This is a genomic window from Enterococcus sp. AAFC-DPL-5146 (genome assembly GCF_058216635.1).
Genome location: NZ_CM177103.1, coordinates 837793 through 853459 on the forward strand (window position 1 = coordinate 837793; position 15667 = coordinate 853459).

Sequence of the window (15667 nt, forward strand, 5' to 3'; positions counted from 1 at the left end):
CAAAAGTTTAACGTAAGTATGTTATCTAGCTATGCAGGCTAGTCTCTTGGAAAAATGGTGAAAATTAAATGTGACAAAAAGCGCCACTGTTATTTTTCTCTATTTTTCAGTTAAGACTAACAAGCCTGTTTCGCTTTTAAATTAAGGAGGTGCTCTACTGTGAGAGTAAAAAAAGCAGAGTTACATCAGCTGATTAAAAATAAAATACAAAAAGCCGGTTTGTCAGAGGATCATGCAGAAATTGTAAGCGATGTTTTGACCTTTGCAGATGCCAGAGGAATTCATTCCCACGGAGCAATGCGTGTGGAGTACTACTCTGAGAGAATTGCTAAAGGTGGTATTACAAATAATCCTAATTTCTCTTTTGAGCAAACAGCGCCGAGTTGTGGTATGTTTGAAGGAGATAATGGTTCTGGCTTTGTTGGTGCCAAGCTTGGAATGGATCATGCTATTGAGATGGCCAAGAAAAATGGTGTAGCAGTTGTCGGCGTTCGTAATATTTCTCATAGTGGAGCGCTTGCTTATTATGTAGAAATGGCAGCAAAACAAAACATGGTTGCCCTTTCTGTTTGTCAATCAGATCCAATGGTTGTGCCTTTTGGTGGAAGTGAACCTTATTTTGGCACGAACCCAATTGCTTTTGCAGCACCAAGCAATGATGATCGGATAATCACTTTCGATATGGCAACTACGGTGCAAGCTTGGGGAAAAATTCTTCATGCGCGCTCTAAGAAAGAAGCCATCCCAGATTCATGGGCAGTAGACTCTCAAGGGAATCCAACTACAGATTCCACTGCTGTTAACGCTCTATTACCTATTGCGGGACCAAAAGGATACGGTCTAATGATGATGGTGGATGTTTTATCTGGTATTTTATTAGGTGTACCATTTGGTAAACATGTTTCTTCTATGTATCATGACTTATCCAAAGGTCGTGAATTAGGACAACTTCATATTGTTATTAACCCAGAATTTTTCATTGGGTTAGACGTTTTCAAAAAAAATATTTCAACAATGTTGGATGAATTAAAAGAAATTAGTCCGAGTCCAGGATTTAAAGAAGTTAATTACCCAGGAGAACGAGGACGAGAACGTGAAAAAAATTATGAAGAAAATGGAATTGAAATCGTAGATGATATCTACGAATATCTAATCAGTGACGACATTCATTATGATCGTTACGATCATAAAAATAAGTTTGCGGAATAATTTTTTTACAAAATAAATTACCTAGCTAAGCGGGTTAACTCGCTACACTTTCAAACAAATGGAGGAATTTCAATGCTGCATACAATTATTAAAGCGAATAGCTATCAAGATTCTATTGTATTGATGCTATTAACAAACAAATTAAATACAATCGATGGCGTTCATAATGTTTCTGTAATGATGGGTACACCAGCCAATAAAGATATCTTTAAAACTGGTGGTTTGTATACAGATGAGCTAGAAAAAGCATCTTCTAACGATATGGTAATTGTTTTAGATATTGAAGATGATTCACTGATCGATCAAGTATTATCAGAAATCGATGTATTTTTAGAAGAGCAAACTAAAGGCGGCGGTGACACAGCTGGTGAAGAAGTTGTAAAAACTTGGGATAAAGCCTTTGAACTAGGTAAAGATGCCGGTGTTGTTGTTTTCTCTATCCCTGGTACACATGCAGCACTTGAAATTGAAAAAGCTTTAGATGAAGGAAAACATGTTTTCTGTTTCAGCGATAATGTAGCAATTGAAGATGAAAAACGCTTGAAAGAAAAAGCACATGATGCAGGTCTTTTATTAATGGGACCAGACTGTGGTACTGGTATCATTAATGGTATTCCAGTTGCGTTTACTAATGCTGTTCGTAAAGGCAAAATTGGTGTTGTTGGGGCATCTGGAACTGGTATTCAAGAAGTGACAACAATCATCCATAAATTAGGCGGCGGTGTGACAAATGCTATTGGAACTGGCGGACGTGATTTAAAAGCTGAAATTGGCGGAATTACATTAAAAGACAGCATTATGACATTAGAGAAAGATCCAAATACAGAAGTGGTCGTTGTTATTTCAAAACCACCTGCACCAGAAGTTCGTGATGAAGTATTGAACTTGTTGAGAAGTATTTCTAAGCCAGCAGTAACAATTTTCTTAGGCGAAAAACCAACATCTCATGAAGAAAATCTTTATCGTGCCTATACATTGGAAGAAGCAGCACAAATTGCCGTTCAGCTATTAAATAAAGAAAATGTGCAAGCTGTTAAAGAAACCCTAACAGTTCCAGCTCATTCTTTCAAACCTGAACAAAAATATGTTAAAGGCTTATACTCAGGTGGAACACTTGCTTATGAAGCAGCAATGTTGATTAAAGAAGGTTTGGCATTAACTGGTGATGAACATGCACCAGAAGGCTTTATCTTAAAAAATCAAGGACATGAAATCATTGATTTAGGTGACGATGTATACACACAAGGAAAACCTCATCCAATGATCGATCCGACAAAACGTAAAGAAATGCTGGAAGAAGCTGGCAAAGATCCTGAAACAGCAATCATTCTTTTAGATGTCGTTTTAGGCTATGGCTCTCATGCTAATATGGCACAAGAATTGGCACCAACGATTAAAGAGATCAAAGCAAAAGCTGCTTCTGAAGGAAGAGAGTTATTTGTAATTAGTACAATTGTTGGAACAGATGAAGATCCTCAAAATATTCATGAACAAGAAACAATCATGAAAGATGCTGGCGTAATTCTTTGCGAAAGCAATGCTCAAGCTGTTCGTCTAGCTTTAGCTATTTTAGATCATCCATTAACTCAAACGGATAAATCAATCGAAGCACAACCAGCAGTGACACCAGTTGCAATTGAACCAACAGATGAAATGTTGGCATTATTGACGAATCAAGGATTCATCAACGTTGGTTTGCGTAGTTTTTCTGAAGCAATCATCAATCATGGTGGTAAAGTTGTTCAATATGACTGGCAACCTGTTGCAGGTGGAAATATCACCTTGCAAAAAGCATTACAATTTTTAAATAAAGTGGAATTAGGTAAATAAGAAAGGATGACAAACATGGTATACAAAACAATTGATGAAGCAAACCAAGCAGTAGCAGCAAAAATCGTTGCTGGATCACCTTTCTTATTAGACGTAGTTCCAGCAAAAACAGTAATCAAAGAATTAAATGAAGGTAAAGTTCTTCTTCATGCAGGTCCTCCAATCACTTACGATAAAATGGTTGACCCAATTCAAGGTGCGTGTGTAGGTGCAGCATTATTTGAAGAATGGTGTGAAACAGAAGAAGAAGCAAGAAAAATGTTAGAGTCAGGCGAAGTAAAATTAATTCCATGTCACCATGTAAATGCAGTTGGACCAATGGGTGGAATCACTTCTGCTAACATGGCAGTCTTAGTTGTTGAAAATAAAACAGATGGCAACCGTGCTTTTTGTACTATGAATGAAGGAATCGGCGCAGTTTTACGTTTTGGTGCGTATTCAGATGAAGTAATCAACCGTTTAAGATGGATGAGAGACACGTTAGCTCCTGTTTTGAGTGCGGCATTGAAAACAAAAGAAGACGGTTTAAATGTGAATGTCTTAGTAGCAAAAGCAATTGCTATGGGTGACGAGTTTCACCAACGTAATATCGCTGCATCATTAGCTTTCTTAAAAGAAATGGCGCCAATCATCGTTGGTTTAACTGAAATTGATCAAACGAAACGCGAAGAAGTCGTTCAATTCTTAGCTGATACAGATCAGTTTTTCCTAAATATTATGATGGCTTCTGCTAAATCCGTAATGGATGGGGCAAGATTAATTCAAGAAGGAACGATCGTTACAGCTATGTGTAGAAATGGATATGAGTTTGGTATCCGCATCGCTGGAATGGGTGATGAGTGGTTTACAGGGCCGGTTAATACACCTCAAGGTTTATACTTCTCTGGGTTTAGTGAAGCAGATGCAGCACCTGATATGGGAGATAGCGCAATCACTGAAACATTTGGTGTTGGTGGTATGGCTATGATTGCAGCACCAGCGGTTACTCGTTTTGTTGGTTCAGGTGGATTCTATGATGCCTTGAATACAAGTAATGAGATGACAGAAATTTGTATCGACAGCAACCCGAATTTCCCAGTTCCAACATGGGACTTTAAAGGGATTTGTTTAGGGATCGATGCCAGAAAAGTTGTAGAAACTGGGATTTTACCTGTTATCAATACAGGGATTGCTAATAAAAAAGCTGGCTTAGGTCAAATTGGTGCAGGAACAGTAACACCGCCGATTGATTGTTTTGAAAAGGCTGTATTAGCATATGCTAAAAAATTAGGTTTTACAGAATAAAAGGTGAAGATATTGTTTGTTAATGCTTGTTTTATGGATCAAACCCTTTTGACTAAAAACATTGAAACACAGAAATGGCATGTTCATAGCAAATATAAAAATAGTTTTAATATTCAAGATGAAAGGAAGCAACAGTTAGTGGTCATTACGACCACTAACTATCCTTTTATGCCGAATGGTATTTATTTGCAAGTGAACGATTTTTCCCGAGTATTGTCAACTATTGAAATTGGTGAACAAATTAATTGGGAAGAAAAGTGTCTGCATTTTTCTGAGAACCATCTATTACTGACACATGGAAAAACCTATTCATCGGTAATAGAAACAATGGGAGAAATGTCCGAAATTAATCAAAAAAGACTGTTTTCATATTCAAACACATTGTCTAAAGAAACCGGTAGTCAACATTCTTTAGCTCAATTTTTAAAAGGTGAAAATTTATTTAAAGAAGCGATTACTCAATTATGTTCCGAAGATGAGGTTCAACAAAAATTAGCACTAGATTTTCTTTTAGGTAGAGGACTGGGATTAACACCATCTGGAGATGACATGGTTGTCGGACATCTAGCAGCAAGACTTTTATTAAATAAAAAAAGCCATATATTAAATCATCTATTACTTACTGAACTGTTATCAGAACGGTCTGTGACAACAGATATCAGCAAGCATTATTTGTTATGCGCACTGTCTAGTCGTTTTAGTGAACCAGTTATCAAATTAGTTGATGCATTACTGTCAGATAATAAACAAGAACAAATTGAATCATTCGTTGATGCAATAGTTAGAGTAGGGCATACATCAGGTGTGGATCTATTAGCAGGATTTTTAACAACAATCAAATTTTTCAACAGTAAATGAAGGAGGATTTTTATGGCAAATCGTGTCGTGATCGCATTGGGAGGCAATGCAATTTTAAAACCAAACCAAGAAGCAACACTTGAGGTACAATTAGATAACGTAAAAGTTAGTGCAGAGCTTGTTGCAAAAATCGAAGAATTAAATTATGAGATCGTCTTAACTCATGGGAATGGTCCACAAGTTGGAAATATTTTAAGACAAAATGAAGAAGCAAAAGACGTCGTTCCGCCATTTCCTTTAGATGTTTGTAATGCGGAGTCGCAAGGTTTTATTGGATATATGTTAGAGCAAAGCTTAAAAAATTCATTGGAAACAAAAGGTTTAACAAGTAATGTCATTACATTACTTACTCAAACAGAAGTTTCAGCTGAAGATGAAGCATTTAATCATCCGAATAAACCAATCGGTGTTTTCTATTCAGAAGAAGAAGCAAAACAAATGGAGCAAGAGAAAAATTGGGTGATGATGGAAGATGCAGGACGTGGATATCGTCGTGTAGTGCCTTCACCACAACCAAAAGCAATCCATGGTGTAGATGCAATTGTTAACTTATTAAATCAAAATACCATCGTAATTGCTGGCGGAGGCGGGGGAATTCCTGTTGTTCGTAACAAAGATGGTTTACTAAATGGCATCGAAGCTGTTATTGATAAAGACCGCACTGGTAAAAAATTAGCGGAACAAATCGATGCAAGTGTCTTTATGATGTTAACAGATGTGAGTAATGTTTATATCAATTATGGTAAAGAAAATCAAGAAAAATTAGAAACGATTTCAGTGAAACAAGCACAGCAGTATATGGATGCAGGTCATTTTGCAGATGGTAGCATGGGACCAAAAATGGAAGCTGCTATTGGATTTGCTGCACAAGGAAAAACGGCAATCATTTGTTCTTTAGAGGAAGCTGACCAAGCATTATTAGGTAGAGCTGGAACAAGAATTACAGGTTAAAAACTAAAAATAGAAGTTGAAAGAAATTTTACATTTTCTTTCAACTTCTATTTTAGTTATCAATGTTTATTCGAGCGCTCAGACAACTCTAAAGCTAAACGTAAGTTCAAACTATTCGTTGGATCTTGGATGCTTTTTCCAAGTAGTTTGGCACAATGATCGATTCTATATTTGATAGTATTTCGGTGTAAATACATTTCTTTCGCTGTTTTTGAAATTTCACATTGGAAGCTCAAATAACATTGCAATGTTTTGCGAAGCTCGATAAAGGAATCTTCCACAGGATAAGCAAGTTCCTTTAGTGTAGTTTCGCAGAAGTAGTGTATATCTTCAAGATTCATTCTTTCAAACAGACTTTTCATTCCCTTAGGATGGTAACGATGAGTCAATGGAATGCTTGTCATAGTCAGTATTTCTTCATAAGCTGTTTTCGCTTCAATATAAGAGTTTGCTATTTGCTCAGCAGTTTCATACAAATTTCCTATTGCAAAAGTCAATCTAATTGGTAATTTTTCAGACAATCCTATAGAAATTTCACTTAATATTGTATCTAAATCTTCCACTTTATTTTGAATCAAAATAGCGAGATGATTTGTATTTTTTACTTTAAAGATGCTAATATGTTTGATTTTGAGAGGTAATGTTTCCTGTAGCCACTGAAAGGCAACATCACTTTCTTCTTTTTGGTATTTAATTTTCGTTTCAGTAGTCGTTGTTTGACTGCAAACGGCATAAACAATTTGATATTGTGTACTTTTCTTTAACCCATAGTTTGCCCCTAAATCAAGCCAATCACGTCTAGATTGATTAGGCGTTTGCTGGTACTCAATCAATTGACTTAAGAAGTCACTTTTAAGAAAATCAAGAGATTCTTGTATTTTTTGATTTTTATACAACATGAAAGATAAAACTAGGCAAGCTTGCTCAACAGCAAATTCTGACATTGGATAAGGAACTTGTTCTGGATTTAAGATCAATAAATGATGTGGGAAATAGCTATTTACAGTTACTGAAAATCCAGCAATTTGTAGTGGTGCTTGGTTTAAATCTTTGATCATGAATGATGCATGATTATCTTCGATCCAATTATCATATTTATTAACTAGTTGTTCAACATAGTATTCAGCAGGCTTTGAGGTCTGAGTAAAATGTTTCGAGTGAGCGATTACTTTGCGATAAGGGCTTACTAAAATGACTGGAGTATTGATCATTTTACCAAAATCAGCAATAAAACGTGCAATACTTACATCATGAATCAATAGATTAGAAAAGCGTTTTTGGATATCTAGAGCATAACTTAACTGTTCTGTTTTAGTATCCCATAAATAATTTAGCAATTGGTGCAATAAGGCACCTAGAGGCCGAGTGCTAGGAACTTGAATGATAGGGAAATTAATTTTGTCTGCATATGCCACTACATCCGGATCAATGGTCTCAATAAAACGACCAACTTTTATACCAATACCAGCAGCTTCCTGCTCTTTTAAAGAATCGATTAATGCAATCAAGTCTTTTGGATTATCTTTATAAACCATTGCCGTTGTTAAAAGGAAAATCTTCTTAGGAATAAAATTTGCCACATCAGGTGTTTCAGAAATTTCTATACTTTCAACAATTGTTTTAGCCTTGGTAGGATTCGTTAATAATTTTAAATCGGAAAATCTTGGAATTTTTAATAAATCTTCTAATAAAGTCAATTGATTTCCTCCTAAACTTAAAAGCGTAGTGGGCTCGTTCAGCCTCGACAGAAAAATAGGAAAATATGGATGTGACGTTTTTAGTCACAGGCATATTTTATCTTTTTACCGAGAGGCTAGGGCACGAAGCTAGATAAAGAAAAGCGTAGTGGGCTCGTTCAGCCTCGACAGAAAAATAGGAAAATATGAATGTGACGTTTTTAGTCACAGGCATATTTTATCTTTTTACCGAGAAAATAGTTTTTCCACCTTAATTTGCCGTGTATTTATGCTCATTCTTTTTTTACAATTCATATCAATTCTTGACATATTTAATGGTAACATCTAGCATATGGATATAGACACTTCTATTCTAAATGATAGCGCATGCAGATACAAGAGTGTTTTGTGCCAAATAACCGAAAATTCAATTTTTTTATTCAAAAGTGACAATGATTTTTTTTGATATAAGGGTAGGATGAAATTAAAACGGAAATGAGGAATAGTTATGTTTTCAGAATTAACGATACCAAGTAGAACAATCATGACTCCTGGACCAGTAGAAGCTCATCCAGTAGCGTTGAGAGCAATGTCCGCATCAATTTTAGGGCAATTTGATCCAGCTTTTTTAACTATTATGGACGAAGTAAAAGAAATGATCAAAATTCCTTTCGGTACGAAAAATAAGCAAGCGTTTGCGGTTGATGGAACGTCACGTTCTGGGTTAGAAGCAGCGCTGATTGCATTGATTGAACCAGGCGATAAAGTTTTGATTCCAGTTTATGGTCGTTTCGCTTATCTTTTAGGGGAAATTTGCGAACGTGCAAAAGCAGATATTCATTATCTTGAAAAAGAATGGGATGCTCCATTTGAACAAGAAACAATAATTGAAGAAATCAAAAAAGTCCAACCAAAAATTGTAGCAATGGTTCATGGTGAAACAGCGAATGGCCAAATGCAATCAATGGAAAAAATTGGTGCGCATTGTAAGACAAATGATATCTTCTTTGTAGTTGATATGGTAGCAACTTACGGTGGAGTACCGCTTGAAGTAGATGCTTGGGGCGTAGATATTGCTATCGCTGGAACACAAAAATGTGTAAGTGTTCCTTCTGGACTATCATTGATTACTTACAATGACAGGGTGGAAAAAGTTTTAACTTCTCGTTACCAAAAAGAACTAGGGTTAAGTAAAGACATCCGCAATGCCAATCATATTAGCAGTAATTATCTTGATTTAAGCCAACTTCAACGCTATTGGAGTGAAGAACGAATTAATCATCATACCGAAGCAACAAGCATGATTTACGGACTGCATGAAGGATTAAGAATGCTGATCAAAGAAGGCATGGATAATGTTTATGCCCGTCATGATCAAAATGACCAAGCAATTGTTTCTGGGATAAAAGCAATGGGGTTAGGTTTTTATGGTGATTTGACTACAAAAATGCCTACAGTTACACCAATTATGATTCCTAAAGGTATTGATGGTGAAAAAGTTCGTGCACTGATGCTGGATGAATTTGGCGTAGAAATTGCTTCTTCATTTGGTGCGTTGCAAGGAAAAGTTTGGCGTATTGGAAATATGGGATATAGTAGTAGAAAATCAAATGTTCTCCATGTGTTATCTGCATTAGAAGGTGCTCTTAATTACTATGATGCGGACATTGTTAAAGGTGAAGCGGTTAAAGCCGCATTAGCTATCTATAAAAAATAAGAATACAGTCAAAATATTTGTGTGAAGGGACATGTGATTGTTCGCTTTGCACAAATTTTTTGATAAGTTTGTGAAAAATAATGATGCGTGAAAGTTTGCTAACGCTTACAATTAAGGCGAATAATGAAGTTGTTTGCTTATATGATAGGACGTAAATTACACAAACCGTTCTTACGTTTTCCCATGTAAAAAAATAACATTTGGAGGAAAAAACATGGATGCAAAAGTTAAGAGTTCAGGAATGGATTATTGGAAAAAAATTGTCATTTTGTTATGTGCTGGTTGGGTAACGATCTGGGTATATCGTTCAGCTCTATCACCTGCCTATCCGCAAATCAATGCGTCCCTTGGGGGAAATATCTCTGATACAGCGTTAGGCTTTATTTCTACTTGTTATTTCTTTGGTTATGTTGCAATGCAGATTCCTGCAGGCTTTTTAGTCGATAAAATTGGAAAGAAAAAAGTATTGATTCCAGGTTTTATTGTTTTTGGGATTGCAGCTTTCTTAATTTCTCAAGCAACAAGTATTTCTATGATTTATTTTGGTAGTGTTTTAGCAGGTTTAGGTTGTGGATCTTTCTATGGTTCAGCATATTCTCTAACATCTCAAAACATTCCTCAAGAAAAAAGAAGTTTTTCTACTGCTATCGTAAATAGTGGATCAGCAGTTGGATCAGGTTTAGGTTTGATTTTATCTAGTTTCTTAGTTGTTCAATTACAGTTCCCATGGCAAACAATGATGTATATTTCAGTAGTATTAATCGTTGTGATGTTGATCGCATTTACTGCAATTATTCGTAATAATAAAGAAGATGCTGAATTTTTAGCACAATCAGAAGCTGAAGAAGCGGCTGAAGCTGTCGAAAATGAAGCACCTGTAGTAGAAAAAGAACATGTTTCAGTGAAAAAATTATTTGCACCAAAAATGTTATTTGCTTATATTTTATACTTTGCTACTTGTTATGCATACTATATGACGGTTACTTGGTTGCCTAACTTCCTTGGAACTGAAAGAGGATTTGAAGGAGCAGCAATTGGATTTTCAGCTTCTCTAGTAGCATTCGCTTCCATTCCAGGTGCGTTATTCTTTAGCCGTTTAGCAGATAAATTTATGCATAAAAAAGTACAATTTATTGTGATTTTAGAATTCTTAGCAGCTGTAATGCTATTGTTGACTGTTCAAGCAACAAACTCAACTATTCTATTAATTGGATTGATTTTATATGGGTTTTTAGGTAAACTAGCTGTAGAGCCTATTATTATTTCATGGCTTGGCGAAAATGCACCTAAAGTTGGTATCGGTACAACACTTGGTGTATTCAACTTTTTCGGAATGATGTCTTCAGTTATTGCACCAACATTGACAGGTTCAATTTCTGATGCAACAGGCTCGAAAGAAATGGGCTTTTATATTTCAGTGATTTTATTAGTAGTAGGAACTTCTTTGTTCTTACTTGCAAATTTGAAAAAAAAGAAAGCTGCTGAGTAATTTCAAGTAGCTGAGAAGTAAATAATGATGTGTTTAGCTTCTGAAACTAAATATAGTGGACAGAGACTAAACACATCTTTTTTTATTTAATTTTAGAAATAGGCATACATAAAAAAGATTTCTATTTGGAATCTCAAGGTATGTAAGCGCTTAAATAAGGAGGCGAACTAATGGAAAACCAAGATTATCAAATCACAGATGAAGAACTTCAACGTTATCGACAGCGTGGATATAATGAAGATCTTCTTCCAAAGCCATTATCAAAAAGAATGATGGGTAAATTGAATTATTTTACACTGTGGATGGGTTCAGTTCATAATATCCCAAACTACACAGCAGTCGGAGGATTTTTATTTTTAGGTCTTTCGCCAATCAATATCATGTTAGCTTTGATACTAAGTGCATTAGCAGTTGCACTGTTTATGACCTTTAATGGTCGGGCAGGTTCAAAGTACGGGATACCCTTTGCTATTCATTTACGCTCAACCTATGGAGATATTGGTGCAAAACTCCCGGGATTTCTGAGAGGGTGTGTTGCTGCAATTGCTTGGTTTGGATTGCAAAATTATACAGGTTCATTGGCACTATTAATTTTGATTGGTAAAATTTGGCCTGGCTTCTTAAACCTTGGTGGGGATACGATGTTTCTAGGGATTTCTATTCCAGGTTTACTTGCTTTTACTCTTTTTTGGCTAGTAAATATGCTGATTGGTCTTGGTGGAGGAAATATTCTTAATAAATTTACAGCTATTTTGAGCCCGCTTATATACATTGTTTTTGGTGGTATGGCGATTTGGGCGATTGTGGCAGCTGGCGGATTGGGTCCGATTTTATCTTATGATGTCTCAGGAGCAGCACATAATATTTCACCAGTATTTGTTTATTTAATGATTATTAATTCGGTTTTAGCTGTCTGGGCGGCTCCTGGTGCAAGTGTTTCGGACTTTACTCAAAATGCAAAATCAACGAAAGATCAAACAATTGGTCAAACAGCTAGCTTTTTAGTTGGTTACGGAATTTTTGCTTTTTCGAGTGTAGTGATTTTAATTGGTGGTTCGATTCGTTATGGTATTCAAGAATGGAATATTCTAAACATAGTTGATCGTTGGGACAATTCATTTGCAATTATTGTTGCGATGCTAGTATTCTTATTAACAACAGTTTCAACAAATGCAACGGGGAATATTATTCCGGCTGCGTATCAGTTGTGCGCATTATTCCCTAAAAAGATCGACTATAGAAAAGGTGTCTTAATTGCTAGTGTTATTAGTTTTCTTATCATGCCGTGGAAGTTAATGGAAAATGCAGACAGTATTTTTATTTTCTTGAATACGATTGGTGCTGTATTAGGACCAGTGGCTGGAACGATGATTGCCAATTACTATTTTGTTCAGAAACAAAAAATCGACTTAAATCAGCTATATATGGATCAAGAAGCAGATAATAGTCATAATATTTATAAAGGATTGAATAAACCAGCCTATGTTGCGACAGTTGTTGCATTGGTAATTTGCTTAAGCGGTAATTTCATCCCAGCATTAAAAGTGATTTCAGATATTTCTTGGATTGCTGGTTTTATATCAGCCTTCGGTTTATATTTAGTGTTAAGAAATTTTTTGGATAAAAAATAATGAAATTTATTACATGTTTGTTTTGAAAGATGCCAAGAAATACAATGAAGAGATGAGTTGTTATTGATTGGTATAAAGTGGAATGTTGTTAATGTATATTATTTAGCTGCACAGGCTAGTCTATCGGAAAAAGACAGGACGAGTCTGTTACGCTTTTAAATTTAGGAGGAGAGAAAATGAGTTATGATTTAGTAATCAAAAATGGATTGGTGATTCTGGAGTCAGGAGAGGTTAAAACAGATATTGCTGTAAAAGATGGTGTGATTGCAGCGATTGGTAATGACTTAGGAGCAGCAGAAAAAGTAATTGATGCCGTTGGTTTAGTAGTTAGCCCTGGTATGGTAGATGCTCATGTTCATATCACTGATCCAGGTGGAGGTTATCGGGATCAATGGGAAGGGTATATCACCGGAACAGCTTCTTGTGCTAAAGGCGGTGTAACATCATTTATGGAGATGCCATTAAACCAAGTTCCAGCAACTGTTGATGGTGAGTCATTAGAAATAAAATATCATGCAGGACAAGGGAAACTTAAATCAGATGTTGCTTCATTTGGAGGTTTGGTACCCTTTAATCTGAAGGGGGGTATTCAAGAGTTAAATGATGGCGGAGTAGCCGCGTATAAATGCTTTATGGCAACTTGTGGTGACCGCAGTATAGATGGCGATTTTATGAATGTGGATGATTATTCTCTTTACGAAGGAATGAAGCAAGTTGCTAAAACTGGTAAAGTTTTAGCTATTCACGCAGAAAACGCAGCAATTACTGATAAATTAGGAGAAATTGCCTATAAAAATGGTGAAACAACTTTAAAAGCATATGTTGAAAGTCGTCCAGTTTTTACAGAAGTAGAGCCGATTCGTAGAGCAATTTTGTTTGCTAAAGAAACAGGCTGCCGCATCCATATTTGTCATGTTGCCTGTCCAGAAGGTGTTGAAGAAGTAACTAAAGCAAGAGAAGCTGGTGTTGATGTTACGTGTGAAACTTGTACTCACTACCTTTACTTTGATACAGATGAATTGGATGCAATTGGGCCAGTTGTTAAGTGTTCGCCACCCATTCGTGACAAAGAAAATCAAAATGGCATGTGGGAAAAAGTCTTATCTGGTGAAATTGATTTTGTAACATCTGATCATTCACCATGTACACCTGATTTAAAAGATAAAACTAATGCTTTTGAAGCGTGGGGCGGTATTTCTGGCGTTCAAAATAACGTTGATGTTCTTTTTGATGAAGGTGTTCAAAAAAGAGGGATGTCATTGAAAAAATTTGCTGATATTATTGCGGCAAATCCAGCTGATCGTTATGATTTAGAGCAAAAAGGTCGTATCAGTATTGGCAAAGACGCTGACTTTGTTTTAATCAAGCCGAATGCACCATACACATTAAAAGCAGAAGATTTAGAGTATCGTAATAAGATCAGTCCTTACATTGGTCGAACAATTGGTGCTCAAGTGATTCAGACAATTTTAAGAGGTCATGTGATCTATAATAAGGAAGCTGGTGTGACAACGGATTTTGTTGGCGCATTTATAAAGAAATAAACAAGTTAATAAAACTGTGAAGGAACAATCAGACATGAAAATATCTATTTTTATTGTCTGGTTGTTTTTAATTTTGAAAATAATTCAGTAGATTCTCACGTTATTCTTGGAAAAAAATTAAAGGAGATACTCATTTAGTTGATCTAACTTGATAAAGGAGAACATAAAATATGAATGAAATCAAAAGGAAAAATAAAGGTACTCCTTATTGGAAGCAAATTATTTATATATTAACGATTGGCTGGATTGTTATTTGGATATATCGAACGATATTGACACCTATTTATCCAATCATTAGTGATTATTTTGGTGGTGCAAGTGATGCTCAGTTAGGTCATATTTCAAGTTTTTATTTCCTCGGCTATGTTTGTATGCAAATTCCTTCAGGGGTGTTGGTAGATAAGTTAGGGAAAAAACAAATTTTGATTCCTGGTTTTTTATTATTTGGATTAGGTGCGTTAATTGTTGGTTTGGCTCAAAATATTGGTATTGTTTTTGTTGGAAGTATTTTAGCTGGATTGGGTTGTGGGACATATTATGGGGTTGCTTATTCTTTGACGGCAGAATATGTACCAGTATCTAAAAGAAGTTTAGCGACAGCAGTTGTCAATAGTGGAACCGCAATTGGAAGCGGATTAGGTTTAATTTCGTCCAGTTATCTGGTAGGGACAGGGATTTTACCGTGGCAAACATTGATCTTTGCAACGATTGTGTTGATCCTTTTAGCGATTCTTATGTTTTTACGTTATATTCGATTGGAAAAACCAAAAAATGCAATGACTAGTCATAAGGAAACTGAGCTAAAAAAACGTACCTCTGTCAAAGCACTATTCAAGCCTCGGATGATTTCAGCTTATATTCTGTATTTTTCAACATTATACACTTATTACTTGATCGATACATGGTTACCTAATTTTTTAGAAACAGAAAAAGGTTTTTCGGGAACTTCAGTAGGTTTAGCTTCATCGCTGGTCTTTTTTACTGCGATACCAGGTGCACTTATTTTTAGCCGTATTGCAGATGGAATACCTCATAAAAAAGTTCAGCTGATTATTTTTCTTGAGATACTAGCAGCTAGTGTGTTGTTTTTAACTGTAACAACTAGCAATCAAATGATTTTAGTAATCGGTATTATGGCGTATGGTTTTTTTGGGAAGTTAGCTGTTGAACCTCTCATCATTTCTTGGCTAGGGGAATCGGCACCTAAAGGTAGCATTGCAACGATGTATGGCGTATTTAATTTTTTTGGTATGTCTGCTTCTGTGATCGTACCATCGGTGACTGGGAAAATTTCTGACATCACTGGATCAAAGATTTATGCGTTTTATTTAGCGATTCTGATTATAGGAATTGGCACATTGTTGTTTTATCTGATTAATCGATTTATTGGGAAAACCAATGTCAATCAACAATGATCATATATATATTAAAATACTTTATTTTTTTCAAATTGGTTTAGATTGAAAAAATAGAGTGTT

At 35.6% G+C, this 15667-nt stretch carries 11 protein-coding genes; 10 read left to right on the plus strand and 1 reads right to left on the minus strand.

Features of this window, described 5'->3' with window-relative positions; all coding sequences use genetic code 11:
* Positions 1-159 precede the first annotated feature (159 nt).
* The 5 genes from allD to arcC all read left to right on the plus strand — a co-directional run bounded on the left by allD (position 160) and on the right by arcC (position 6132).
* Positions 160-1209, plus strand: a complete 1050-nt coding sequence (allD, locus tag AC4BB2_RS03825) for an ureidoglycolate dehydrogenase (protein WP_490474114.1) — start codon at positions 160-162, stop codon at positions 1207-1209.
* A 72-nt stretch (positions 1210-1281) separates the two neighbouring features.
* Positions 1282-3039, plus strand: coding sequence for an acyl-CoA synthetase FdrA (fdrA, locus tag AC4BB2_RS03830; RefSeq protein WP_490474115.1), 1758 nt, complete (start codon positions 1282-1284; stop codon positions 3037-3039).
* A 15-nt stretch (positions 3040-3054) separates the two neighbouring features.
* Entirely contained in the window at positions 3055-4323 is a 1269-nt protein-coding gene (locus tag AC4BB2_RS03835) for a YlbE family protein (protein WP_490474116.1), read from the plus strand.
* A 33-nt stretch (positions 4324-4356) separates the two neighbouring features.
* On the plus strand, positions 4357-5181 hold the full coding sequence (locus AC4BB2_RS03840; protein WP_490474663.1) for an oxamate carbamoyltransferase subunit AllH family protein: 825 nt from the start codon (positions 4357-4359) through the stop codon (positions 5179-5181).
* A 12-nt stretch (positions 5182-5193) separates the two neighbouring features.
* Positions 5194-6132: a carbamate kinase gene (gene arcC / locus AC4BB2_RS03845; RefSeq protein ID WP_490474117.1), complete on the plus strand. Its 939-nt coding sequence runs from the start codon at positions 5194-5196 to the stop codon at positions 6130-6132.
* 59 nt (positions 6133-6191) lie between these two features.
* Here the strand turns inward: arcC and AC4BB2_RS03850 are convergent, their stop codons facing one another.
* Positions 6192-7829, minus strand: a complete 1638-nt coding sequence (locus AC4BB2_RS03850; protein WP_490474118.1) for a PucR family transcriptional regulator — start codon at positions 7827-7829, stop codon at positions 6192-6194.
* Between the two features lie 487 nt (positions 7830-8316).
* Between AC4BB2_RS03850 and AC4BB2_RS03855 the strand changes: the two genes are divergently transcribed.
* The 5 genes from AC4BB2_RS03855 to AC4BB2_RS03875 all read left to right on the plus strand — a co-directional run bounded on the left by AC4BB2_RS03855 (position 8317) and on the right by AC4BB2_RS03875 (position 15604).
* Positions 8317-9525, plus strand: a complete 1209-nt coding sequence (locus AC4BB2_RS03855; protein WP_490474119.1) for a pyridoxal-phosphate-dependent aminotransferase family protein — start codon at positions 8317-8319, stop codon at positions 9523-9525.
* Between the two features lie 214 nt (positions 9526-9739).
* Positions 9740-11014, plus strand: coding sequence for an MFS transporter (locus tag AC4BB2_RS03860; RefSeq protein WP_490474120.1), 1275 nt, complete (start codon positions 9740-9742; stop codon positions 11012-11014).
* Between the two features lie 170 nt (positions 11015-11184).
* A complete protein-coding gene (gene allW, locus AC4BB2_RS03865; RefSeq protein WP_490474121.1) occupies positions 11185-12645 on the plus strand; it encodes an allantoin permease in 1461 nt (486 codons plus the stop codon).
* A 176-nt stretch (positions 12646-12821) separates the two neighbouring features.
* The gene (allB, locus tag AC4BB2_RS03870; protein WP_490474122.1) at positions 12822-14189 is read left to right on the plus strand and encodes an allantoinase AllB; all 1368 of its coding nucleotides are present in this window, start codon (positions 12822-12824) and stop codon (positions 14187-14189) included.
* A 170-nt stretch (positions 14190-14359) separates the two neighbouring features.
* Positions 14360-15604 carry an MFS transporter gene (locus AC4BB2_RS03875; RefSeq protein WP_490474123.1) on the plus strand — a complete coding sequence of 415 codons (1245 nt, stop codon included), beginning with the start codon at positions 14360-14362 and terminating at the stop codon, positions 15602-15604.
* Positions 15605-15667 lie beyond the last annotated feature (63 nt).